The organism is Verrucosispora sp. FIM060022 (genome assembly GCF_003977705.1).
GTDB classification, from domain to species: Bacteria; Actinomycetota; Actinomycetes; order Mycobacteriales; family Micromonosporaceae; genus Micromonospora; species Micromonospora gifhornensis.
Genome location: NZ_RQIV01000001.1, coordinates 999,122 through 1,021,202 on the forward strand (window position 1 = coordinate 999,122; position 22,081 = coordinate 1,021,202).

The following is a 22,081-nucleotide window of genomic DNA, read 5'->3' on the forward strand; positions in this document are numbered from 1 at the left end:
GGCCCCTACAGCGTCGCGACGTACTGCTGGGCCTGCTCGACCGCGACGAGCGTCGCGGCGAGGCACTCCTCAAGCTCCTGACTGGCCTGGGTCAGCGACGCCTGCGCCGCCTCGACGGTGGTGTGTCCACTGCCCTCCAACGCGCCGGCGAGCGTCTGCTGTGCCTCGGCCAGTTTCTCGCCGGCAGCCTGCACGGCGCTCTGGCCGTCACCGATCTGTTGGAGCGCTATGTCGATGGCTGCCTTGAGCTCGGCGACGCTCGCCACGCGGGAACCTCCTGGGGGCGGGGAGGACTCCATTAGAGCCTATGCCGGTTGGGAAACGAACATCCGCCCTGTCAGTGTTGCTGCCCAGCTGACCGGTTGTCGACCACGGGAGCCGTGAGTCCGATTCGTGGGACCCGGGGTCGGGAGATCACCAACAGTGATCGAGACACGGTCGGCAGCCAGTCCGGGCCGAAGCCACCGCAGGCCGGACTGGCGGGGCCGCAGTCGATGCGGGCCGGTCAGGGGCGGAGCCAGCGTGGGCCGTACACCTCGGCACCGAGCACGGTGACCCGGTCCCGCAACGCGCGGTCGGCGGTGACCACCAGACGACGGCGGTCGCCGGCTCCGGCAACCAACTCGACCACCGCGTCGTCGCCGGAGCCGACGGCGGAGACCACCCGCACCCCGTCGACCCCGGGTACCTCGCGGGCCGCACCCTCCACGACCAGCACCACTTCGACCGGCGGGGGTAGTTCCGGCGGTACGCCCTGCCCACCCAGCGGCACCAGGGTGTCGCGCAGTCGGGCGGTCGCCCCGGCGCGGTCTCGCCACCAGCCGTCCGGCCGGGATCCGACCACGTTGGCGGCGTCCACGATGAGCAGCGGAGTCGCGTTCATCGGCTCACCATGCCACCCGGCCGGTCGTCCCGCGCGAGCGCCGCGCCGAGCGGCCGTTGTGCGCCGACAGTTTCGGCGTAGTGGCGGTATCCCGCTGCCGTGGATACCGCCACTACGGCGAAACCGAGTCGATCATGCCCGCTGCCCTGCCCGCCGGCAGCGAGTCGATCAAGACTTCTGCCGGCGGCCTCGCTCGTGCCGGTGGTGCGGGCGGGCGGCGTTTGTCCGGCCGAGGGCCGGGTAGCCGGTGCCGACCCGTCTCGCGCCCGACCGCGGAGGACAGACATGATTGGACCCGGCGACTTCGGTTCGGACCCGTGGGACGAGTTCCTGGCCCGGTACTTCGGCCGGGGCGAGGGCGGGCGGCGGCCCGCGCACCGGGTCGACATCACCCGGCTGATGACCGCCGACGCCCGGGAGATGCTGGCCGACGCCGCACGCCGGGCGGCGCAGAAGAAGAGCAACGACCTGGACACCGACCACCTGCTCTGGGCCGCGCTGCAACGCGAACCGCTGCGGGACCTGGTACGCCGCGCCGGCGCGGACCCGGACACCCTGATCAACGCCCTGGGTGGGCGCGGTGACGGTGCCCCACAGGGTGAGGTGCCGCCGAACCTGTCGTTGACCCCGGCAGCCAAGCGGGCTCTGCTGGACGCCCACCAACTGTCCCGGGCGATGGGTGCGAACTACATCGGCCCCGAGCACATCCTGATGGCGCTGCCGCTGAATCCGGAGTCGCCGGCCGGGCGGATGCTCGCCGCGGGCCGGATCCAGCCGGAGTCGTTGCAGGCCGCCAACGCCGAGCGCGGCCCGATGACCAACCCGCGCCCGGATCGCGGCACCCCCACCCTCGACCAGTACGGCCAGGATCTCACCGAGTTGGCCCGTAACGACCAGATCGACCCGGTCATCGGGCGGGCCGCCGAGATCGAGCAGGCGGTGGAGATCCTGTCCCGGCGGACCAAGAACAACCCGGTGCTCATCGGTGAGGCCGGCGTCGGCAAGACCGCGATCGTGGAGGGCCTGGCCGAGCGGATCTGCGACGGTGACGTGCCGCAGACCCTGCTCGGCAAGCGGGTCATCCAACTCGACCTGGCCGGTCTCGTGGCCGGCACCCGCTACCGGGGCGACTTCGAGGAGCGGCTGAAGAAGGTGATCGACGAGATCCGGGCGCACCGGGAGGAGCTGATCATCTTCCTGGACGAGATCCACACCCTGGTCGGTGCGGGCGGCGCCGGCAGCGAGGGCGGCATGGACGCCTCGAACATGCTCAAACCGGCCCTGGCCCGGGGTGAGTTGCGGGTGATCGGCGCGACCACCCTCGACGAGTACCGGCGCAGCATCGAGAAGGACGCCGCGCTGGCCCGCCGCTTCCAGCCGGTGTTCGTACCCGAGCCCAGCGTCGAGGACACCGTGGCCATCCTGCGCGGCCTGCGCGACCGCTACGAGGCGCACCACCAGGTGCGGTTCACCGACGAGGCGCTGGTCGCCGCCGCCGAACTCTCCGACCGCTACATCACCGACCGGTACCTGCCGGACAAGGCGATCGACCTGATCGACCAGGCCGGCGCCCGGGTGCGGCTGCGCACCCGCACCCCCGCGGCCGACGTCCGCGACCTGGAACAGCAACTCGAAGAGGTACGCCGGGACAAGGAGCAGGCGGTCGCCGACGAGCAGTACGAGCGCGCCTCCGCCCTGCGTGACCGGGTCGCCGAGTTGGAGGAGCAGGTCGGCCGCGCCCGCGGCGACGAAGGCACCGGCAGCCAGGTGCCCGAGGTGGGGCCGGACGAGATCGCCGAGGTGGTCTCCCGGGCCACCGGCATCCCCGCCAGCCAGCTCACCGAGGAGGAACGGGACCGGCTGCTGCGCCTGGAGGGCCACCTGCACGAGAAGGTCATCGGGCAGGACGACGCGGTCAACGCGGTCGCCGAGGCGGTACGCAGGTCGCGTACCGGGTTGGCCGACCCGCACCGTCCGATGGGCAGCTTCCTGTTCCTCGGGCCCACCGGCGTGGGCAAGACCGAACTGGCCCGAGCGTTGGCCGAGGCGTTGTTCGGCGAGGCGGACCGGATGGTCCGGGTGGACATGAGCGAGTTCCAGGAACGCCACACGGTCAGCCGGCTCGTCGGCGCCCCACCCGGCTACGTCGGGTACGAGGAGGCCGGCCAGCTCACCGAGGCGGTGCGCCGCCGCCCGTACGCGGTGGTGCTGCTCGACGAGATCGAGAAGGCGCACCCCGACGTGTTCAACATCCTGTTGCAGGTGCTCGACGACGGGCGGCTCACCGACAGCCAGGGTCGGACGGTCAACTTCAAGAACACCGTCCTGATCATGACGAGCAACCTCGGCTCCGAGCTGATCACCGGTAGTCAGCGGGCCGTCGGCTTCGGCGCCGGCGCGCCCGGCAGCGACCAGGAGAGCGACGAGCTGCGGGACCGCCTGATGCGCCGGTTGCAGGAGAACTTCCGTCCGGAGTTCCTCAACCGCATCGACGAAGTGATCATCTTCCGGCGGTTGGAGGCCGCGCAGCTGCGCCAGATCACCGGGCTGCTGCTGGAGGAGACCCGCCGCCGGTTGCACGCCCAGGACATCGAGGTGGACTTCACCACCGCCGGTGTCGACTGGCTCGCCGAGCACGGCTACCAACCGGAGTTCGGCGCCCGGCCGTTGCGCCGGATCATCCAGCGCGAGGTGGACAACCAGCTGTCCCGGATGCTGCTGGAACAGCAACTCTCCCCGGGTCAGAAGGTCACCGTCGACGCCCAGGACGGTCAGCTCAGCTTCGACGTGTCGGCCGGGTCACGCGCCCACACGGCCGCCTCGACCACGCATCCGCGCTGACCGGAATGTCCCTGCACGGGGAGGGAACAGATGACCGAACCGGAGGAGATCCGCGACGACGACCGTGCCGACCCGATCGTGGCGCCGCCGACGGCCAACCCCGCCCGGGTGCAGGTGCCGGCGGAGGGGCCGGACGGGCGGATCGACAAAGGGCACCCGGAAACACCCGGGTTGCCGTCGGCAGAGGAGGGCTGATGGTACGCGAACAGCGACTCGACCCCGAGGTGGAAGTGCTCTGGGAAGACTTCCACGCCGAGGTCAACGTGCCGTCCGAACAGCTTCGGCAGTGGCTGCTGACCCGCGGCTCCGGCGAGGAGGCGTTCGGCCCGAACCCGGACCTGGACCTGCCCGAACCGGGCCGGCAGATCCTCGCCGTGCTGCGCAAACGCAAGGTCGACCTGACGCCGGAGGACATCGAGGTGATGCGCGAGGCGGTGGACCGCATCCGGGATCTGACCGCCGCCAGACCCAGCCGGGGCAACGCCGACGACGAGTGGCGGCACTCCCTGCTCGACCTCGGACACGACGTACTCGTCGAGCGGTAGGCCGACCCACGACGCCGCCGTCACGGCCCCGGTTCGGGCCGCGACGGCGGTGTCGGCGCTACTCGGTGCCCAGGCTGGGGAAGTCCAGCCCGGCCGCGTCCGCGGCGGCCTGCCGGTCGGCGCGGGCCTGCTCCTCACGGGTGATCAGGTTGGCGTACTCGGTCAGGTCGGCCGGGTCGGGCACCTCCGGCAACCGGCGGAGGAACGCTTCCACGTCCCGCACGGCGGTGGTGTGCCGCGCGGCCGCCTCGCGCAGGACCTCGCGGTCGTCGGCGGCGGGATAGAGGTCGGTCATGGCCGCCCTTTACCCACCATCAGGCCGTTCGCACCCGCGGGTCGACCACCACCGGCACCGTCGACCGCAAACCGAACGACGGGTTGCGCAACAACCAGGCCAGGTACGCCGGATGCGGGGCGAGCGAGTCGGTGTACGAGGTCAGCGCCGTCTCCAGCACCAGGTCGGCCATCCGGGCGGCGGGAGACTCGGGATGCCAGCCCAGCATCAGCCGCCAACGCAGCGGCGTACCGGCCAACCGCCGGGTCACCAACCCGGCCACCGGCCGGAACGTGGCCTGGCACAACGCCACCGCCTCACCGGCGTCCACCAGGTCGATGCAGCCGCGCACATCGGCCTCGTACACCTTGCGAGGGGTGAAGCCGGCGCGGGCGCAGGCAGCGGCGAAGCAGTCGCCGAAGCAGCCGTCGCCCGGCGCCGCCACCCACTGTTCGTGGCGCAGGTCGGCAAGCGCCACATCGTCCTGCTCGGCCTGCGGATGCGTCTCGGGCAGCAGCACCATGACCGGGTCGACGGCGACCTCCCGCCAGCTCAGCCCGTAGTCGGCCGACGGGGTGGAGTCGCCGCACACCCCGGTCAGCGCGTAGTCCAACCGCCCACCGGCGACCAGTTGGGCCAACTCGTCCACCGACCAGGACGCGTACGTGGTGATCTGGGCCTGTGGCTGCTCGGCGGCGAGCCGGTGCACCAGCCGTCCCAGGATCGGGCTGTTCACCCCGCCGAAGCGGTAGCGGCGCGGCGCGTCCCCCGCGCCGGCCAGCCGGGCCGCCTCGTCCTGCAGGCCCTTCATCGCCGGCAGCAGCACCCGGGCCCGGGCCAGCACCAGCTCGCCGAGCGCGGTGGGCCGGGCCCCTCGGCGGTCCCGTTCGAACAGCGGCCCGCCCAGGGTCCGCTCGATGCGCTGGAGCTGGGCGGTCAGCGCCGGTTGAGCCAGGCCGAGAGTCGAGGCCGCCTTGGTCACGCTCCCGGTCTCCGCGATCGCGCAGACCACCCGCAGGTGGCGCAACTCCAGATTCATAGCGTGACGGTAGGGCCACGGAGCAGTTGGCGGTAGTGCCTGGACGAATCAACGACCATGAACATGTCCTGGCTCACTCAGCGTGGTGGCAGATCCTTCAACTCGCTCAGCTGTGTGTGTCGACCGGTGACCGCGTCGCGGAGCTTGTCGACAAGCGCCACCGCCGGCTCGACGATGCGGTTCCACGGCGGGGTGTGCGGGACGCCGGGGTGCGGGCGGGTGGGCGCGGCCTCCTCGGCGATCTCCAGCCGGTTGCCGAGCCGGACCAGCTCCTCCTCGGTGGCGGCGTCACACAACCGCTGCACCAGCGCGTCGACCGCCGTCACGTGCGTCTCGACCAGTTGGGCGACCATCGCCAGCCGGTCGTCGGTCAGCCCTCGCAGCGCCATCAGCAGGGCGGTGTCACCGGCCAGCACCTCGGCGACCGGTTCGTCGGCGTCGGGCAGTGCCTGGCGGACGGCGGGCAGCAGGTACTGCTCCTCGGCCGACAGGTGCCGGGACAGGGCGGCGACGAGGATCTCCCGCCCGTGCGCGGGATCCGGGCCGGGCTCGACCAGCCGGTGGGTCAACGCCAGCAGCTGCTGGTGCTCCTCGGCGATGGTGGCGGCGATGCTACGCCCGGCGGGCTGGTAGCCGTCGCCGGGAGTGGGGGGTAGCGGCGGCAGGTGGACGGACACGGTCCCTCCTCGGCGGGCGGGTGGAGCGCCGATGATATTGCAACCTCGGCGCGGGGCAGTACCCGCACCCGTCCGCCCCGAAACGCCTCCCGCCGAGGGGGCGGGCTGGACCGGCGCTGCCTGGGCGTGACCTGCGGCTGGTATGAAGAGGCGATGACGAGTGACGCCCACCCCGCCCTTCCCGCGCCGACCGACGAGGTCGTCGACCTCTGCCGGGACCTGCTGCGTATCGACACCACGAACACGGGCGACAACGCCACCAGCACGGGCGAGCGGCTCGCCGCCGAGTACGTCGCGGAGAAGCTGGCGGAGGTCGGCGTCGAATCGGTGCTGCACGAGTCCGCGCCGGGTCGGGCCAACGTGATCGCCCGGATCCCCGGCACCGATCCCAGTCGGGGAGCGCTGCTCGTGCACGGCCACCTGGACGTCGTGCCGGCCGACCCCGACGAGTGGTCGGTGCACCCCTTCTCCGGCGAGCTGCGCGACGGCTACCTGTGGGGTCGGGGCGCCATCGACATGAAGGACTTCGACGCGATGGTCCTGGCGGTGGTACGCCACTGGCAGCGCACCGGCGTGCGCCCGCCCCGCGACATCGTGCTGGCGTACACCGCCGACGAGGAGGCGGGCAGCGACTACGGCGCGCACTTCCTCGCCAGCCGGCACCGCGAGCTGTTCGACGGCTGCACCGAGGCCATCGGCGAGGTCGGCGGCTTCTCGTACACGGTGGACGAGTCACGGCGGCTGTATCTGATCGAGACCGCCGAGAAGGGCATCGACTGGCTGCGCCTGCACGCCAAGGGGCGGCCCGGGCACGGCTCGATGGTGCACGACGACAACGCGGTCACCGCGCTGGCCGAGGCGGTGGCCCGGATCGGGCGGCACCGCTTCCCGGTGGTGGTCACCGACACCGTCCGGGCCTTCCTGGAAGAGGTGTCCGAGCTGCTCGGCATCGAGCTGGACCCGGAGGACCCGGAGACGGCGATCGCCAAGCTCGGCCCGATCGCCAACATCATCGGCGCGACCATCCGCAACACGGCCAACCCGACCCGGCTCGCCGCCGGGTACAAGGAGAACGTCATCCCCGGCAGCGCCAGCGCCACCATCGACTGCCGTAGCCTGCCCGGGCAGTCCGAGCTGCTGGAGCGGCAGCTGCGGGAGCTGATCGGCCCGGACATCGCGATCGAGTACATCCAACGTCAGCCGGCGCTGGAGACCACCTTCGACGGCGACCTGGTCGAGGCCATGTCGGCCGCGCTGCGCGCCGAGGATCCGGGTGCGCACCCGGTGCCGTACATGCTCTCCGGCGGCACCGATGCCAAGGCGTTCTCGCAACTGGGCATCCGCTGCTTCGGCTTCGCGCCGCTGCGACTGCCGGCCGACCTGAACTTCTCGGCGTTGTTCCATGGCATCGACGAGCGGGTTCCGGTGGACGGACTACAGTTCGGCGTGCGGGTTCTCGACCGGTTCCTGCGTACCTGCTGATGTCACGCCCGGTTGGGGCAGGACATCACGGAAACAGCCTGAAAGGGACGCCTCCTATGACCGACCAGCACGGTGAGCTGGATGCCGCTCTCGAGCGCGTTATCGAAGCGGCCCGTCACCACCTGGCCGCCGTCCGCGCCGCGCAGGGCCGGATCGACGATGACGACGTCTGGCGGGCGTACGTCGCGCTGAACAACGCGTCCTTCGCCTACGACGAGCAACTCATGGACGCCTTCGGTGAGGTCACCCCGTGGGATGTCGAGTCGATCGACCCGGACGAGGTCGACCAGCGCTTCGCCGGGGCCGACGGGGTCGAGCCCACCGACCCGCACCCCCAGGTGATCTCGGTACGGCAGCGGCGTGACTACCGGGTGCCGAGCGTCTCCGCGCTGATCCGCGTCGCCGAGGCGGCCCGGCGCGAGGGCATCCCCGCCGAGGAGGAGGTGCCGGCGGTGGAGGGCGTCGGCGAGGCGGTGCTGGAGCTGCTGCAGAGCGGCGACGGCTCGCTGTCCGCGCTGGACGTGCCCGAGCTGGAGCCGCTCGACGGCGTCGTCATGGTCAGCGAGGTCGGCACCCCGGTCGACCTGGAGTCGTTCGACGACGACGACCCGGTCGGCCCGTTCCAGCCGGCCGCCGACGACCGGCTCGTCGGGCGTCTCGACGAGCACCCGTTCCTCGACGACGAGGCCGAGCACGCGCACTGACACCGATACCGCCGAGCCGGCGTCGTCCGCGAGGACGGCGCCGGCTCGGCGTCGGTGCGGTGTCGCTCGTCTCAGGGCGTTCGCGACTGTCGCTTCAACAGCGCCAGGACGAGCATCACCACGATCAGCGCCCAGGCGATCACGTAGGTGACGATCGGGCGTGGTTCGCTGGCCGCGCCGACGTAACCGCCGATCGCGTAGCTCGCCAGACACAGCAGGCCGAGCCCGGCGATCCGTCGGGCACCGCTGGTGTCACCGCGCTCGAAGATCCAGTCGGCGAGACCCCTGGTGGTCCGCAGCACCGTACCGGTCTGGAACGACGTGGCGGTCTGCACCCCGAAGGTACGGGTGACCAGCCCACCGAGGATGCCGACGGGGAAGGCACACAGGGCGGTCAGGATCGTGCGTTCGGTCAACGAGTCCCGACCCGAGTCGAGCGACCGGTCGACCAGACCCCAGAGGACCAGCAGGGCCAGCAGGGCCAGCAGTTCCCACCCGGGTGGCCGCAGCGGACCGATCGAGGGGAACTTCCGCAACCCGGCACCGAGCAGACCGCCCAGGCCGAATGCGACGAGCGACGCCACCGCGGACGGCCACGCCGGAAGGTGCCCGGCCAGACCCATGCCGACGAAGGCCACATTGCCGGTCTGGATCCCGACGAACACCTTGTACCGCAGAAACGCGAAGGCGTCGACCACGCCAGCCAGGCCGGTGCCCAACATCAGGGCGAACAACGGAAACCGAAAGTCGAGTTGCGTGGTGTTCCATCGTTGCGGTGACGGCCGGCCTGATGGTCCGGTTCTGTTCTGGCGACTGGACATTGCGCACACTACCCGACCGGTAATCGCGTAAACGGCGTCGATTCGCCCACGCCCCGCAATGTTCTGCGCGCCAGGTCGCAATCGGCCGAATGGCGCGATCGCGTTATTCCGTATCGGTCGCCTCCGCGTCAGGATCGCAGTTGTGGGCGCTGGTTGGCGTGCCTTGACTCCCGGACGTCTGTCGTTTTCGGCGTTTTCTCCACGACGAAGGAGGTCCGCGATGGATGTGGTTTCCATGGCCGGACTGCGTGTCAAGTTCTATTCGTTCGCCGCTCTGGCCGCTGTCGGAGTCGTCATCGACGCGCCGATCTGGAGCATCGCGGCAGCCGCCTTCCTCTGTGCCGCGATCCCACTCGCGGTCGCGCTCCAGGGCACTGGGCGGGTCCGCGCGCTCTTCGTCCCATCCCGGGTCGCCAAGATGGCTGCCCCTCAACGAGAGGTTGTTCGCGATGCGCAAGTCCGATGAGTTCGGGATGCACTCGAACGGCAACGGGTCACTTGTCGGAACCCTTCCGCGTAACCCGGCAATCGACGACACCCATCCCGACCTGGTCACCCCGCCGTCGACCGACGACGGTCTGCTGCCCAACATGGTGTTCCCGTTCTCGCTGGCCCACACCCGGCGGGAAAGCGGCGGCTGGACCCGGGAGATCACCGACCGACTCCTGCCGATCGCGCACGACCTGGCGATCATCGACATGAAGCTCGACCCGGGGGCGTACCGGGAACTGCACTGGCACATCCAGTCCGAGTGGTCGATCATCCTCAAGGGCAGCGGCCGCATCGGCGCGGTGGACCAGGAGGGACGCAACTTCCTCGAAGACGTCAAGGAAGGCGACCTCTGGTACTTCCCGGCGGGCATCCCGCACTACATCCAGGCCTTCGAGGAGGGCATGGAGTTCCTCCTGGTCTTCGACGACGGGTGTTACTCCGAGGACGCCACCTTCCAGCTGACCGACTTCCTCGCGCACGTGCCCAGGTCGGTGATCGCGAAGAACTTCGGCTGGACCGAGGAACAGATGCGCAACCTGCCGGAACGCGAGAAGTACATGTTCCACGGGCAGGTGCCTCCGCCGCTGGCCGAGCAGCGGGTCTTCAGCCCCACCGGCGACGTGCCGCGGACCTTCAAGCACGCGTTCCTCGCCCAGACGCCGGAGCGGTTCGAGGGCGGCAGCGTACGCATCGCCGACTCGACCAACTTCGCCGCCGCGACCACCACGACGGTGGCGATGGTGGAGTTGGAGCCGGGCGCGATGCGGGAACTGCACTGGCACCCCAACGGCGCCGAGATGCAGTACGTCATCTCCGGCCAGGGCCGGATGGGGGTCTTCAGCGGCGGCTCCACGGCCCGGACGTTCAACCTGCAACGCGGTGACGTCGGCTACGTGCCGATCTCGCTGGGCCACTACATCGAGAACCTCGGCGACGAGCCGTTCGTCTACCTGGAACTGTTCCGCACCGCGAAGTTCGAGGACATGTCACTGGCACAGTGGCTGGCCAACGTGCCGCCGCAGGTCGTGGCCGACACCCTCAACATGCAGCGGCAGGTCATCGAGGTGCTGCCGAAGGTGAAGAACGCCGTGCAGCGGCACTGAGGACGAGCCGCGTACGCGGACACCACGACCAGCACGCCCGGTCGTGGTGTCCGCGTACGCGTCCGTCGGGGGTCAGGAGGGCGGGCGGGCGTCCCAGAGGCGGGCCAGCTGTACCCGACTCCGGATGCCGAGCTTGGTGTAGATCGCCCGTAGGTGGGTGTCCACGGTGTGGAACGAGATGAAGAGTTCGGCGGCGGCCTGCTGTTTCGTCGCGCCACCGGCGAGCAGTTCGGCGACCCGCGCCTCGGCGGGGGTCAGTGCGGCCGGCCCGTCGGGTCGGACCGCGTTGCGGGTGCGCGTACCGGCCCCGAGCTGCTGGCGGTGCTGCCGCGCCCGGTCGTGGTCGCCGGTGGCGCCGAGCCGCGCGTAGAGGGCGGCGCACTCGTCGAGGACGTCGATCGCCTCCTCCCGCGGTACGCGTGCCGACCGGCCCAGCTCGAACAGCGCATCGGCCAGCGCCGGACGTGCCGCCGTGGTACGCAGCCGGGCCACCGCCGTGGCCAGCGCCGCGGGATCACCGGTGATGATCCCGTCGGCATGATGGGCGATGCCCTGCCAGAGCCGGTTGTTCACCGTGCCGGCGACCCGTTTCAGGTGGCTGGCGAGGATCTGGGCGTGCTGCCGGTCGCCGAGCAGCAGGGCGGTGCGGACCAGTCGCGGGCCGTGGTGCGGCACCAGCAGCAGGGGAGCCGCCGACCGGTTCGACATCTCCAGGATCGCCCTGAGCAGGGGAGCGTGCCGTTCGGGTTCGGGGTCTGCGGCCGCGGCGGCGCCCAGGTGGAACCACTGGAGGCCGTCCGGCCAGGCCAATGCCGGCTTCTCCGGCGTCAGCAGGGCCCGGGCCATCGAGACCTCGCCGCGACGCAGCAGGTCCTCCACGACGGTGGCGAGCAGGGTGGCGCGGGCTTCGTCGGTCAGCGCGTCGGTCTGCGGCCCGTCGAGGGCCAGCCGGGCTCGTGCCCCGGCCTCGGCGAACTCGCCCACCGCCAGGCGAGCAACGCAGTCCAGCGCGGTGACCAGCGGTCGGGCCACGCCACCGAGCGTGTCGATCTCGTCGGTGACGGCATCGAGGGCGCTTCGTGCGTCGGTGTACCGGCCGAGGGAGAGCTGGTTGGCGATCCGGTCGACCCGCAGGAAGACCAGTTGGCTGCGGGCAGCTGGCGCGTCGGCGTCGACGCCCTGCAGGATCCGGCTGGCGCTGGGCAGGTCGGCGGCGGCCGTGGCCCGGGCCGCCCGCGCCAGGGCCAGCCGGATCTCGCCGTCGGCGGTGGGAACGGCACGATGTGCCTGCTGCGCCTCGGCCAGCAGATCACCGCTGTCGTCGTAGCCGAACCGGGCGGCCACCGACGCCCGCATGGCGAGCGTCCAGCTGCGCTGCGCGCCGTCCAGGTGTTGGTCCAGCGCCCGTTCCAGGTAGGTCATCGACAGCGAGGGACGCCGGGTGGCGTAGTAGGCGCCGAGCCGGCCCAGCAGCAGGGCGCGCTGGCGTGGGCCGTACCGGTCGACGGCCAGTTCGGTGCGCAGCAGGTGCATGGCCTCGGCGAGCCGCCCGGCGAGGAAGAGGTTGTCGGCGGTGGCGACGAGCCAGTCCAGGAGTCGATCGGCCGTGCCGGGTGGCCCGCCCGCGAGCAGCAGGTCCGCCGAGAGGGTCGGACCCACCGCCGGATCGGTCGCCAGTCGGGCGGCCAGTGCGCGGGCGCGCTGCGCCGTCGTCGGCATGGCCCGCAGCAGGTGGCGGGCGGCCTGGGCCGGGCGGCCGGCGTCGGCCAGCGCCTCGGCGGCGCTCTCTCGCAGTCCCCGCTGGGTCGACACCGGAGTCTCGGCCAGCACCGCGTCGCGCAGCCGCGGCGAGGCCAGTCGCAGGCCGGCCGGGCTGTCGACGAGCGTTCCCCGACAGAGCAGGTCTTCCAGCGTGGCGTCCAGCGTCGGCCAGGTCGGTACGCCCGCGTGGGCCAGCAGCCGGTCGAGGAACCAGAGTTCGCAGGGCGCGTCGGCGATGGCGACCACCCGCAGGACGTACCGCTCGATATCGCTTGTCGCCGGTGACCCGCCGGTGGACATCTTGGGACGTTGCACGGATGCCTCGGGCATCGCAATCACCTTTGGTCAGTGCCTCCCCGAATTCGACTCTCGGACCGCCACTGACAGTCGGGAGCCGTTATGGCGAGGCTAACCACACGAGGGTCGGATTCGGACCGGAAACCGAGATGCACGCGAGGAAAATTCGGCCGGTCCGCCGTTTTCGGTACCCCGGCTATTCGGTGGTATCCACCCATTCGGTAACCGTGGTTCGGTAAGTTGCGAAGTCATCGGCACCCGTCGCAACGACGCCGAACCCCACGGGACCGCCCGAACGGACAGCCAGGTGTGGAGAACCGATGTCACGTGCCGAACCGCCTGCTGAGGCGAATCGGTCCGGGCCGGACCTGGAGGACACGTACCGCGAGTTCCGCCATCCGACGGTGGTGCTGGGCGTGACCACGGTGGTCGCCGGTTTCCTGGACGCCTTCGCTTTCCTGCGTTACGGGGCCTTCGTGGGTAACCAGTCCAGCAACGTCCTGTTCCTGGGCGTCGGACCGGCCGGTGGGCATCCGGCCTGGCCGACGGCGGCCGCGTCGATGCTGGCGTTCATCGTCGGAACGGGCCTGACCAGCCGGCTACGCGCGGTGGACAGTCGATGGTCGCCGGTGTCCCGTGGGCTTGCCGTCGCCGTGGCCGCCGTCGCGCTGTGGACGGCGCTCAACGTGGTGTTCGAGTACGGCCGGGACAGCCCGCAGCTCCGGGCGCTGCTGGCGGCTGTCGGCGGGTTCGCGATGGGTGCCCTGGCCACGCTGTTCGTCCGCACCGCCGGGGTGGCCACCACCATCACCTACCAGTCGGGCACGGTGGCGAAGACCGGCGAACGGATCGTGGGCTGGCTGCTCGGCCCACCGACGGGTCGGACCAGGGCCAGGAAGGGCTTCCTGCTCGGTGTGTGGACGCTCGCCGGTTACGCGGTGGGTGGTGCGTTCGGGACTGTGGCACAGCACCGACCGCTGTGGGTGCCGGCCTGGGCGACCGTCGCCCTGCTGGCCGTGGCACCCCTGGTGCGGCACCGGTCGTGACCCACCCGTGGGCCGCGCCCACTCTCAGTACGACAGTCCCGGCTGTGGCTGGTTGACCCGGCGGCGGCGCAGTACCACCTGTCGGGTGCCGTCCCGGTACAGCCGTACCCGGGCCAACTCCCAGCCGGAGAATTCCGCCTGAATCGCCAACTGCGCCGCGGCGGTCAACCGGTCGACGTTCGGCGGCAGCCGCAGCGGCGCGTATTCGTAGTCCATGAGCCCTATGCTGCCCAGCCCGACCCCCATACCGCCACCCTGGGGCTGACCTCGCCTCGGACGTGCGGGTCAGCCGTCGCGCTCGGGGTAGCCGACCTCCACCGCCGAGACGTCGTCCAGCGCCGTGGTGATCTCCTCGGGCAGGGTCATCCGCTCCACCTGCAGCGCACCGAGCAGCTGCCCGCAGGTGCGGGCGCCGAGGATCGGCGCGGTCACCCCGGGCCGGTCCCGGATCCAGGCCAGCGCCACCTCCAACGGCGACACCCCCAGGCCCCCCGCCGCGGTCGCCACCGCCTCCACGATGCTGGAGCAGCGCGGCTCCAGATAGGTGGCGACGAACCGCTCGAAATGGGGCGAGACCGCCCGGGAGTCGGCCGGCCGACCGTGCCGGTACTTACCGGTCAGCACCCCTCGACCCAGCGGCGACCACGGCAGCACACCCAGCCCGAGCGCGTCGCAGGCCGGCAGCACCTCCCGCTCCACCCCCCGCTCCAGCAGCGAGTACTCCACCTGAGCGGCCACCACCGGCGCCCGCCCCGGCCAGGCCGCCTGCCAGGCCGCCGCCCGGGCCGTCTGCCAACCGGAGAAGTTCGACACGCCGACGTAGCGGACCCGACCGCTGGCCACCGCGTGGTCCAGCGCGGCCAGGGTCTCCTCCAGCGGGGTCTGCGGGTCGTAGCCGTGCACCTGGAACAGGTCGACGTAGTCGGTGCCCAGCCGCCGCAGCGAGGCGTCCAGCGTACGCAGCAGATGCCCCCGGGAACCGTCGCGGCGCCGGCTGCCGCCGGGACGCAGGCCGGCCTTGGTGGCGATGAGCAACTCCTCGCGCGGCACCAGACCGCCCAGCAGCGAGCCGATCACCGACTCGGCGTCACCGTCGCCGTACACGTCGGCGGTGTCGACGAGGTTTCCACCCGCGTCGAGGTAACTCTTCAGTTGGGCGGCCGCGTCGTCGGCGTCGGTGTCCCGACCCCAGGTCATGGTGCCGAGCGCGAGCCGGGAAACCGCCAGCCCGCTTCGGCCGAGCGGTCGCTGCTGCATGGTTGAACCTTATTTCGAACCGGGCCAGACCGATATCCTCGCTCCTGCCGAGTCTGCTCGCGATTCGGGGTGAGCCGGTGATCGTCCCTACCGCCACCATTGCGTAACCTGATGCGACTGCGGATAGGGGAGGACTCTGTGCGACTCGGGCTAAGCCTCGGATACCAGACAGCGTGGAGCACGCCGGCTGATCATCTGGCCCTGGCTCAGGAGGCGGACCGGCTCGGTTACTCCGTGGTGTGGGCGGCGGAGGCGTACGGCTCCGACTCGCCGAGCATGCTCGCCTGGATGGCCGGGCAGACCGAGCGGATCGACATCGGCAGCGCCGTGATGCAGATTCCCGCCCGGACACCGGCGATGACCGCGATGACCGCCGCCACCATCGACACCCTCTCCGGCGGCCGGTTCCGGCTCGGCCTGGGCGTCTCCGGGCCGCAGGTCTCCGAGGGCTGGCACGGCGTACGCTTCGGTAAGCCCCTGGCCCGCACCCGGGAGTACGTCGACATCGTCAAGCTGGCGGTGGCCCGCAAGGAAGTCAGCTACGACGGCCAGTTCTACACCCTGCCGCTGCCCGACGGGCCCGGCAAGGCGCTGCGGCTGGGCTTCCACCCGCCGCGCGAGCACATCCCGATCTACCTGGCCGCGGTCGGGCCGAAGAACCTGGAACTGGCCGGCGAGATCGCCGACGGCTGGCTGGCCATCTTCTATGCCCCCGAATACGCCCAGGAGCAACTCGCCTCGGTGGCCGCCGGTCGGGCCCGCGCCGGTAAGGAACTCGCCGGCTTCGACGTGGTGCCCTCCGTGCCGGTCGTGGTCGGCGACGACGTCGCCTCCTGCGCCGAACTGGTCCGCTGGTACGCCGCCCTGTACGTCGGCGGCATGGGCAGCCGGGAGCAGAACTTCTACAACCAGCTCGCCACCCGGATGGGCTACGGCGACGCCGCCCGCGAGGTCCAGGACCTCTACCTGGCCAAGCGGCAGCGCGACGCCGCCGCCGCGGTGCCGCTGGAGTTCATCGACCGTACGTCGCTGCTCGGGCCGAAGGAGCGCATCGCCGAGCGGATGCGCGAGTACGCCGAGGCCGGCGTGACCACCCTGTCGGTGACGCTCTTCGTGGCCGATCGGGACAGCGGGGTGCAGACGCTGCGTACCGTCGCCGAAGCCCTGGAGCTCTCGGGAGTCGGGGAGTGACCTGGATCGAAGCCATCGTCCTGGGCATCGTCCAGGGCCTGACCGAGTTCCTGCCGGTCAGCTCCTCGGGGCACCTGCGGATCACCTCGGCGATCTTCTTCGACCAGGACGCGGGCGCCTCCTTCACTGCGGTGACCCAGCTGGGCACCGAGGCGGCCGTCCTGCTCTACTTCGCCAAGGACATCTGGCGCATCGGCCGGACCTGGACGGTCGGGATCTGGGACTCGTCGGTCCGTTCCAGCCTCGACTACCGGATGGGCTGGTACGTGATCGTCGGCTCCATCCCGATCGGTCTGTTCGGCTTCCTGTTCAAGGATCAGATCCGGGAGACCGCCCGCAACCTGTGGGTGGTCGCCACCACCCTGATCGTGTTCGCCTTCATCCTGGCCTTCGCCGAGTACTGGGGCCGGCAGACCCGGACCCTGAAGAACTTCCGGATGCGCGACGGCGTCGTCATGGGTTTCGCCCAGGCGCTGGCGCTCATCCCCGGTGTGTCCCGCTCCGGCGCGACGCTGACCTTCGGCCTGTTCCTCAACCTGACCCGGGAGACGGCCGCCAGGTACTCGTTCCTGCTGGCCATTCCGGCAGTGGTGATGTCCGGGATCTTCAGCCTCGGTGACGTCTTCGAGCCCGCCGCCCCGGGTACCTCGGTGCCCAGCGTCGCGCAGATGGTCGTCGCCACGCTCATCGCGTTCGCGGTCGGCTACGCGGCCATCGCCTGGCTGTTGCGCTACGTCGCCCACCACACGTTGTACGTCTTCGTGCTCTACCGGGTGGCGGTCGGCACCTTGGTCCTGGCCCTCCTGATGACCGGGACGATCAGCGCCACCTGACCGGCTCGCGGGTGGTTTGGTGGGAGTGAAGATGCCGATGGCCGGCACCCGGGTGCGGGTGCCGGCCATCGGCGTCTTGTTCCCCCTGTGGAGGAAGGTCTTGGGGTCAGCTGTTCCAGTGTTCGGTGACGAGGTCGGCGGCCTGCTGTTCCCACTGGGCGTAGTGGAAGGGGTAGGCGGAGACCTGGACGGTCTGGGCGGCTTCGGTCAGCGGCATGTTCTGCCAACCGTCGACCTGCTGGAGGCCCTTCAGGAACGCGGTGGTGGAGTATTCGGGGTCGGTGATCTGCTCGACGGTGCCCCAGCCGCTGGACGGGCGCTGCTGGAACAGGCCTTGGGAGTCGTGGTCGTTGCGGTCGCCGAGGTGGCCGAGGTTTTCCAGCTTCGACTCCTGCAGGGCGGTGGCGATGGAGACGACGGCGGCGCGTTCGTCCATGCCGGTCTTCTTGGTGGCGGCGATGATGGCCTTGGTGTTGGCGATCTGTTCGTCGTTGAGGTCGATGTGGGACTGGTTGCCTTGGACGCCGTGGGGGATGAGCGTGGTGGTGTCGGGCTTGGTGGCCTGTGCGGTGGTGGTGGTGGTGTTCGTGGTGGTGTCGGTGGTGGTGTGGTTGAGCGGTCCGGCGGCGAGGCCACCGGCGACGGTGAGACCGGCGATGGCGAGGACGCTCTTACGCAGCATGGTGTTCATGATCAAAGCTCCATTCGGGGGTCGGGCGTCACCGACGGGGGATCGGCAAGGTGACACCAGCGCCGTGGCGCACAGAGCATGAGGGGAAAGACTTGGGAGTTTCCGGCGGCGGACCTGAGGTCTTCGCGGCACTGGACCAGGTATAACGACCTGCCGGGGCGGGTCATTCCCGCCGGCCGTGCCATCTGCGTCGGGGATCGTGGCGCGCTGCATGGGGGATCGTGGCGCGCACGGCCCTGCTCGGTCGGCCACCCGTTACAACGCCGGGCACCCGCTCGGCATTCCGTCGAGCCGACGTGGCTGAATCCGGCATAACGCTCAAACAGTCGGCACGGATCACAGCCAGGCGGATACGTCCTCCAACGGCATGGATGGTACGAACCGGGTGTCGGCGCCGCGAACGGTGTGCCGACCATCGGGGAGCGTCGGCGGCCTAGGGTGGGTACGTGGCCACACTTCTGCTCCTGCGGCACGGACGTACCACCGCGAACGCCGACGGCGGACTGGCCGGTCGACAACCGGTCGACCTCGACGAAACCGGTCAGGCCCAGGCCACGGCGGTGGGTGAGCGCCTACGCGGGCTGCCCCTGGCCGCCGTGGTGAGCAGCCCGCTGGTCCGCTGCCGGCGCACCCTCGAACTGGCGCTGCCGCAGGCGTCGCCGGTGCCCGACGACGGACTCATCGAGTGCGGATACGGCACCTGGGAAGGACAACCGCTGAAGAAGCTGGCCAAGGAGCCGCTCTGGCCCGTGGTGCAGCAGCATCCCAGCGCCGCAGTCTTCCCCGAGGGGGAGTCGATGGCACAGATGGCGGCCCGCGCCGTCGCCACGGTACGCGCCTGGGACGCCCGGGTGACCGCCGAGCACGGCCCCGAGGCGGTCTGGCTGGCCTGCAGCCACGGCGATGTGATCAAGGCGATCGTGGCGGACGCGCTCGGCGTACACCTTGATCTTTTTCAGCGGATCGTGGTGGACCCGGCGTCGGTGACCGCGATCCGCTACACCCCGCTGCGCCCGTTCCTGCTGCGCCTCAACGATGTCGGCGGTGACCTGGCCGGGCTGGTCCCGCCGCAGCGTAAGCGGCGTCGGCGGGCCAGCCGGCCCACCGACTCGGACGCCGCGGTGGGCGGTGGGGCCGGAGGGACCCGGTGAGCCGCCCGCCCCGGGCCGACGACAGGCCCCCGAACCGCACGAGCGCAAGGGCGGCGCGGCGGGCCGGGGAGCGTACCGGAAATCGGGTCGGTGGGGTGCGCGGTGCCCGGGGCCGCCGGATAGGGTCGTGGGTATGACGCACCAGGTGCACGCCTTCGAGCCGCCGGAGCGGTTCGTCGCCGGGACCGTCGGGCCGCCGGGGGAGCGCACGTTCTTCCTCCAGGCGCGCGGCGGTGGCCGACTGGTCAGCGTCGCGTTGGAGAAGGTCCAGGTCTCCCTGCTCGCCGAAAAGCTGGAGGAGCTGCTCACCGAGGCCCAGCGACGGTTCGGGGTGGAGTTGCCCGAGGCGCCGGCCTCGGTCGGCGACAACGAGCCGCTGGAGACGCCGGTCGACGAGGAGTTCCGGGTCGGCACACTGGGCCTGGCCTTCGACGCGGACACCGCGACCGTGGTGATCGAGGCGATCGCGGTCGGCGAAGTCGAGGCCGAGATGGAGTTGGGCGAGTCCGAGGAGGACGAGGCCGACGACGTCGAGCCGGACGAGGACCTCGACCGACTCCGGGTGCGGTTGACCCCCGAGGCGACCCGCGAGTTCATCGAACGGGCCCGGCGCGTGGTCAACGCCGGCCGTCCACCCTGCCCACTCTGCGGCCAGCCGCTCGACCCGGCGGGTCACCTCTGCCCCCGAAACAACGGCTATCACCGGTGACGGCGTCCGGCGTGACCCCCCGACAGGACGGTGTCGCCGCGATGCGCCTGCTGCGCGACGGTGAACTGACCGTGGAGGGTCGGCTGGTCGACGCGTCGAACACCACCCTGCGCGGCATTCTCACCCTCGACGGCACGACTGCCCGCTGCGTGTACAAGCCGGTGCGCGGTGAGCGTCCGTTGTGGGACTTCCCGGACGGGACCCTGGCGGGGCGGGAGGTCGCCGCCTACCTGGTGTCCGCGGCCACCGGCTGGGACCTGGTACCGCCGACCGTGCTGCGGGACGGGCCGTTCGGGCCGGGCTCGTGTCAGCTGTGGATCGACGAACCCGACGACGCCGAGCCGCTTGTCGGGTTCGTCCCGGCCGACGCCGTACCACCGCGCTGGTTCCCGATCGCCGCCGCCCGCGACGACGACGGCACACCGTACGCCCTGGCCCACGCCGACGACCCCCGGCTGGCCCGGCTCGCGGTGCTCGACGCGGTGATCAACAATGCGGACCGTAAGGGCGGCCACGTCCTGCTCGGCCCCGACGACCGGATCTACGGGGTCGACCACGGCGTCAGCTTCCACGTGGAGGAGAAGCTGCGTACGGTGCTCTGGGGCTGGGCCGGGCGGCCGTTGCCCACCGACGCCCTTGAGGTGCTCGACCGGCTCGCCGGTCAGGTTCGTGGCCCGCTCGGCACCGAACTCGCCGAGCATCTCACGCTCAGTGAGATAACCGAGTTGGCGGCGCGCATCGACCGGCTGTGCCGCCGCGGCCGTTTTCCCCAGCCGTCCCGGGACTGGCCGGCAGTGCCCTGGCCGCCCCTGTGAGCTGAGGCGTTGATCACCCCTGGCTGGCCATGGCCACGCCCTGCGGCTGGTTAGGCTGACGGTCATGGAGTCTTGGGTGGGGCACGAGGTGCCGCGTTTGCCGGGCAGGAGCAAGGCGCTGAGGTTGTACGACTCGGCACGGCAGGCTGTGCACCCGACCGATCCGCCCGGCACGGCGACCATGTACGTCTGCGGCATCACCCCGTACGACGCCACCCACCTCGGCCACGCCGCCACGATGATCACGTTCGACCTGGTGCAGCGGATGTGGCGCGACGCCGGCCACGAGGTGCGGTACGTGCAGAACGTCACCGACATCGACGACCCCCTGCTGGAACGCGCCGAGCGGGACGGCGAGGACTGGAAGGTCCTGGCCATGCGGGAGACCGCGCTGTTCCGGGAGGACATGGAGGCGCTGCGGATCATCCCGCCGGCGCACTACATCGGTGCCGTCGAGTCGATTCCGGAGATCGCCGAGAAGGTGCTGGTGCTGCTCAAGGACGACGCCGCGTACCGGCTGGACGACGGCACCGGCGACGTCTACTTCGACATCTCCGCCGCGCCCCGCTTCGGCTACGAGTCCAACCTGTCCCGCGCCGAGATGCTGGAACTCTTCCCCGAGCGCGGCGGCGACCCGGACCGGGCCGGCAAACGTGACCCGCTCGACCCGCTGCTGTGGCGGGGCGCCCGCGAGGGCGAACCCTCCTGGCCCGGCGGCGAACTGGGCCCGGGCCGGCCCGGCTGGCACATCGAGTGCACCGTCATCGCCCTGGCGCTGCTCGGCAACACCATCGACGTGCAGGGCGGCGGCAACGACCTGATCTTCCCGCACCACGAGTGTTCCGCCGCGCACGCCGAGCGGCTGACCGGCGCGGCACCCTTCGCCGGGCACTACGTGCACGCCGGGATGATCGGCCTGGACGGCGAGAAGATGTCCAAGTCGCTGGGCAACCTGGTCTTCGTCTCCCGGCTGCGCGCCGACAAGGTGGACCCGATGGCGGTACGCCTGGCGTTGCTCTCCGGCCACTACCGCGCCGACCGGTCGTGGACCGACGACCTGCTGGCCACCGCGCACCAGCGCCTGGACCGCTGGCGACGGGCCGCCGCCGCCCCCGCCGGCCCGTCCGGGGAGGCCTTCCTGGCAGCCGTACGCGACCGCCTCAGCGACGACCTCGACTCGCCCGGCGCCCTGCGCCTCGCCGACGAGTGGGCCGACCAGACCCTGACCCCCTCGCCGGACACCCCCACCGACCCCACCGCCCCGGCCCTCTTCTCCCGAACCCTCGACGCCCTCCTCGGCATCCGCCTCTAACAGTTCCCTTCCCTCCCGCCGTCCCTCGCCCCGTGCGCGCCCTCGCCCCGTGCGCGCCCTCGCCCCGTCGATCTTGCAGTTTTGGTCGAGGATACGAGGCTTTCGCGGCTTATGTGGCGACAGGAAGTGCAAGATCGACGGGGGAAGGGCGGGCGGG

24 protein-coding genes are annotated in these 22,081 nt (G+C 71.0%); 14 read left to right on the forward strand and 10 right to left on the reverse strand.

All coding sequences use genetic code 11. The features are described 5' to 3' along the window. Window positions 1-5: 5 nt before the first annotated feature. Both EG812_RS04345 and EG812_RS04350 read right to left on the reverse strand, forming a co-directional pair. Window positions 6-266, reverse strand: coding sequence for a hypothetical protein (locus tag EG812_RS04345; RefSeq protein WP_013734364.1), 261 nt, complete (start codon window positions 264-266; stop codon window positions 6-8). A gap of 239 nt (window positions 267-505) precedes the next feature. Then, window positions 506-883 carry a hypothetical protein gene (locus EG812_RS04350; protein ID WP_126710802.1) on the reverse strand — a complete coding sequence of 126 codons (378 nt, stop codon included), beginning with the start codon at window positions 881-883 and terminating at the stop codon, window positions 506-508. Window positions 884-1,168: 285 nt separating this feature from the next. On the opposite strand from EG812_RS04350, the gene EG812_RS04355 reads away from it, so the two are divergent. From EG812_RS04355 to EG812_RS04360, 3 genes are read left to right on the forward strand one after another with little or no spacing between them, the layout of a single operon-like run. Further along, window positions 1,169-3,724 (forward strand): ATP-dependent Clp protease ATP-binding subunit, encoded by a 2,556-nt coding sequence (locus tag EG812_RS04355; RefSeq protein WP_126710803.1) that lies wholly within the window; start codon window positions 1,169-1,171, stop codon window positions 3,722-3,724. A 30-nt stretch (window positions 3,725-3,754) separates the two neighbouring features. Next, window positions 3,755-3,919, forward strand: a complete 165-nt coding sequence (locus EG812_RS29225; protein ID WP_013734361.1) for a hypothetical protein — start codon at window positions 3,755-3,757, stop codon at window positions 3,917-3,919. Continuing rightward, complete coding sequence (locus EG812_RS04360; protein WP_013734360.1) at window positions 3,919-4,269, forward strand: DUF3140 domain-containing protein; 351 nt, start codon at window positions 3,919-3,921, stop codon at window positions 4,267-4,269. Before EG812_RS29225 ends, EG812_RS04360 begins: the two co-directional genes overlap by 1 nt. Before the next feature lie 58 nt (window positions 4,270-4,327). Here the strand turns inward: EG812_RS04360 and EG812_RS04365 are convergent, their stop codons facing one another. The 3 genes from EG812_RS04365 to EG812_RS04375 form a co-directional block, all read right to left on the reverse strand. Further along, the gene (locus tag EG812_RS04365; protein ID WP_013734359.1) at window positions 4,328-4,564 is read right to left on the reverse strand and encodes a hypothetical protein; all 237 of its coding nucleotides are present in this window, start codon (window positions 4,562-4,564) and stop codon (window positions 4,328-4,330) included. A gap of 19 nt (window positions 4,565-4,583) precedes the next feature. Further along, window positions 4,584-5,582 carry a LysR family transcriptional regulator gene (locus EG812_RS04370; RefSeq protein ID WP_013734358.1) on the reverse strand — a complete coding sequence of 333 codons (999 nt, stop codon included), beginning with the start codon at window positions 5,580-5,582 and terminating at the stop codon, window positions 4,584-4,586. A gap of 77 nt (window positions 5,583-5,659) precedes the next feature. Next, window positions 5,660-6,259, reverse strand: a complete 600-nt coding sequence (locus EG812_RS04375; RefSeq protein ID WP_013734357.1) for a hemerythrin domain-containing protein — start codon at window positions 6,257-6,259, stop codon at window positions 5,660-5,662. A gap of 153 nt (window positions 6,260-6,412) precedes the next feature. On the opposite strand from EG812_RS04375, the gene EG812_RS04380 reads away from it, so the two are divergent. Further along, window positions 6,413-7,741, forward strand: coding sequence for a M20/M25/M40 family metallo-hydrolase (locus EG812_RS04380; protein ID WP_013734356.1), 1,329 nt, complete (start codon window positions 6,413-6,415; stop codon window positions 7,739-7,741). Window positions 7,742-7,797: 56 nt separating this feature from the next. Next, window positions 7,798-8,445 carry a hypothetical protein gene (locus tag EG812_RS04385; RefSeq protein ID WP_126710804.1) on the forward strand — a complete coding sequence of 216 codons (648 nt, stop codon included), beginning with the start codon at window positions 7,798-7,800 and terminating at the stop codon, window positions 8,443-8,445. Window positions 8,446-8,516: 71 nt separating this feature from the next. Here the strand turns inward: EG812_RS04385 and EG812_RS04390 are convergent, their stop codons facing one another. Beyond that, complete coding sequence (locus tag EG812_RS04390; protein ID WP_233579374.1) at window positions 8,517-9,167, reverse strand: DUF1275 family protein; 651 nt, start codon at window positions 9,165-9,167, stop codon at window positions 8,517-8,519. A gap of 319 nt (window positions 9,168-9,486) precedes the next feature. Between EG812_RS04390 and EG812_RS04395 the strand changes: the two genes are divergently transcribed. Both EG812_RS04395 and EG812_RS04400 read left to right on the forward strand, forming a co-directional pair. Then, window positions 9,487-9,732: a hypothetical protein gene (locus EG812_RS04395; RefSeq protein ID WP_013734353.1), complete on the forward strand. Its 246-nt coding sequence runs from the start codon at window positions 9,487-9,489 to the stop codon at window positions 9,730-9,732. After that, entirely contained in the window at window positions 9,716-10,861 is a 1,146-nt protein-coding gene (locus EG812_RS04400) for a cupin domain-containing protein (RefSeq protein ID WP_199743801.1), read from the forward strand. Before EG812_RS04395 ends, EG812_RS04400 begins: the two co-directional genes overlap by 17 nt. A gap of 72 nt (window positions 10,862-10,933) precedes the next feature. Here EG812_RS04400 and EG812_RS04405 read toward each other — a convergent pair whose 3' ends face one another. Then, window positions 10,934-12,952 (reverse strand): LuxR C-terminal-related transcriptional regulator, encoded by a 2,019-nt coding sequence (locus tag EG812_RS04405; RefSeq protein ID WP_199743802.1) that lies wholly within the window; start codon window positions 12,950-12,952, stop codon window positions 10,934-10,936. Between the two features lie 287 nt (window positions 12,953-13,239). Between EG812_RS04405 and EG812_RS04410 the strand changes: the two genes are divergently transcribed. After that, the gene (locus EG812_RS04410) at window positions 13,240-13,965 is read left to right on the forward strand and encodes a YoaK family protein (protein WP_126710807.1); all 726 of its coding nucleotides are present in this window, start codon (window positions 13,240-13,242) and stop codon (window positions 13,963-13,965) included. Window positions 13,966-13,989: 24 nt separating this feature from the next. Here the strand turns inward: EG812_RS04410 and EG812_RS04415 are convergent, their stop codons facing one another. After that, a complete protein-coding gene (locus EG812_RS04415) occupies window positions 13,990-14,181 on the reverse strand; it encodes a DUF5703 family protein (protein ID WP_013734349.1) in 192 nt (63 codons plus the stop codon). 69 nt (window positions 14,182-14,250) lie between these two features. Continuing rightward, entirely contained in the window at window positions 14,251-15,222 is a 972-nt protein-coding gene (locus EG812_RS04420; RefSeq protein ID WP_013734348.1) for an aldo/keto reductase, read from the reverse strand. Between the two features lie 138 nt (window positions 15,223-15,360). Between EG812_RS04420 and EG812_RS04425 the strand changes: the two genes are divergently transcribed. Both EG812_RS04425 and EG812_RS04430 read left to right on the forward strand, forming a co-directional pair. Beyond that, the gene (locus EG812_RS04425) at window positions 15,361-16,413 is read left to right on the forward strand and encodes an LLM class F420-dependent oxidoreductase (RefSeq protein WP_126710808.1); all 1,053 of its coding nucleotides are present in this window, start codon (window positions 15,361-15,363) and stop codon (window positions 16,411-16,413) included. After that, window positions 16,410-17,246, forward strand: a complete 837-nt coding sequence (locus EG812_RS04430) for an undecaprenyl-diphosphate phosphatase (RefSeq protein WP_102659176.1) — start codon at window positions 16,410-16,412, stop codon at window positions 17,244-17,246. Before EG812_RS04425 ends, EG812_RS04430 begins: the two co-directional genes overlap by 4 nt. Before the next feature lie 106 nt (window positions 17,247-17,352). Here EG812_RS04430 and EG812_RS04435 read toward each other — a convergent pair whose 3' ends face one another. Beyond that, window positions 17,353-17,937, reverse strand: coding sequence for a hypothetical protein (locus EG812_RS04435; protein WP_126710809.1), 585 nt, complete (start codon window positions 17,935-17,937; stop codon window positions 17,353-17,355). Window positions 17,938-18,383: 446 nt separating this feature from the next. Between EG812_RS04435 and EG812_RS04440 the strand changes: the two genes are divergently transcribed. The 4 genes from EG812_RS04440 (at window position 18,384) to mshC (ending at window position 21,924) form a co-directional block, all read left to right on the forward strand. Beyond that, window positions 18,384-19,088 (forward strand): histidine phosphatase family protein, encoded by a 705-nt coding sequence (locus tag EG812_RS04440; RefSeq protein ID WP_126710810.1) that lies wholly within the window; start codon window positions 18,384-18,386, stop codon window positions 19,086-19,088. 133 nt (window positions 19,089-19,221) lie between these two features. After that, on the forward strand, window positions 19,222-19,797 hold the full coding sequence (locus EG812_RS04445; protein ID WP_013734343.1) for a DUF3090 domain-containing protein: 576 nt from the start codon (window positions 19,222-19,224) through the stop codon (window positions 19,795-19,797). A 41-nt stretch (window positions 19,798-19,838) separates the two neighbouring features. Beyond that, window positions 19,839-20,612: an SCO1664 family protein gene (locus tag EG812_RS04450; protein WP_081476286.1), complete on the forward strand. Its 774-nt coding sequence runs from the start codon at window positions 19,839-19,841 to the stop codon at window positions 20,610-20,612. Between the two features lie 64 nt (window positions 20,613-20,676). After that, window positions 20,677-21,924, forward strand: a complete 1,248-nt coding sequence (gene mshC, locus EG812_RS04455; RefSeq protein WP_043721196.1) for a cysteine--1-D-myo-inosityl 2-amino-2-deoxy-alpha-D-glucopyranoside ligase — start codon at window positions 20,677-20,679, stop codon at window positions 21,922-21,924. Window positions 21,925-22,081: the final 157 nt, after the last annotated feature.

Coding starts and splice junctions, on each gene's coding strand:
- EG812_RS04390 (WP_233579374.1), bottom strand. CDS start 9,167: ATGTTGGGCACCGGCCTGGCTGGCGTGGTCGACGCCTTCGCGTTTCTG.
- EG812_RS04380 (WP_013734356.1), top strand. CDS start 6,413: ATGACGAGTGACGCCCACCCCGCCCTTCCCGCGCCGACCGACGAGGTC.
- EG812_RS04400 (WP_199743801.1), top strand. CDS start 9,716: ATGCGCAAGTCCGATGAGTTCGGGATGCACTCGAACGGCAACGGGTCA.
- EG812_RS04360 (WP_013734360.1), top strand. CDS start 3,919: ATGGTACGCGAACAGCGACTCGACCCCGAGGTGGAAGTGCTCTGGGAA.
- EG812_RS04365 (WP_013734359.1), bottom strand. CDS start 4,564: ATGACCGACCTCTATCCCGCCGCCGACGACCGCGAGGTCCTGCGCGAG.
- EG812_RS04370 (WP_013734358.1), bottom strand. CDS start 5,582: ATGAATCTGGAGTTGCGCCACCTGCGGGTGGTCTGCGCGATCGCGGAG.
- EG812_RS04450 (WP_081476286.1), top strand. CDS start 19,839: ATGCGCCTGCTGCGCGACGGTGAACTGACCGTGGAGGGTCGGCTGGTC.
- EG812_RS04395 (WP_013734353.1), top strand. CDS start 9,487: ATGGATGTGGTTTCCATGGCCGGACTGCGTGTCAAGTTCTATTCGTTC.
- EG812_RS04435 (WP_126710809.1), bottom strand. CDS start 17,937: ATGAACACCATGCTGCGTAAGAGCGTCCTCGCCATCGCCGGTCTCACC.
- EG812_RS29225 (WP_013734361.1), top strand. CDS start 3,755: ATGACCGAACCGGAGGAGATCCGCGACGACGACCGTGCCGACCCGATC.
- EG812_RS04350 (WP_126710802.1), bottom strand. CDS start 883: ATGAACGCGACTCCGCTGCTCATCGTGGACGCCGCCAACGTGGTCGGA.
- EG812_RS04420 (WP_013734348.1), bottom strand. CDS start 15,222: ATGCAGCAGCGACCGCTCGGCCGAAGCGGGCTGGCGGTTTCCCGGCTC.
- EG812_RS04385 (WP_126710804.1), top strand. CDS start 7,798: ATGACCGACCAGCACGGTGAGCTGGATGCCGCTCTCGAGCGCGTTATC.
- EG812_RS04445 (WP_013734343.1), top strand. CDS start 19,222: ATGACGCACCAGGTGCACGCCTTCGAGCCGCCGGAGCGGTTCGTCGCC.
- EG812_RS04405 (WP_199743802.1), bottom strand. CDS start 12,952: ATGCCCGAGGCATCCGTGCAACGTCCCAAGATGTCCACCGGCGGGTCA.
- EG812_RS04410 (WP_126710807.1), top strand. CDS start 13,240: ATGTCACGTGCCGAACCGCCTGCTGAGGCGAATCGGTCCGGGCCGGAC.
- EG812_RS04355 (WP_126710803.1), top strand. CDS start 1,169: ATGATTGGACCCGGCGACTTCGGTTCGGACCCGTGGGACGAGTTCCTG.
- EG812_RS04415 (WP_013734349.1), bottom strand. CDS start 14,181: ATGGACTACGAATACGCGCCGCTGCGGCTGCCGCCGAACGTCGACCGG.
- mshC (WP_043721196.1), top strand. CDS start 20,677: ATGGAGTCTTGGGTGGGGCACGAGGTGCCGCGTTTGCCGGGCAGGAGC.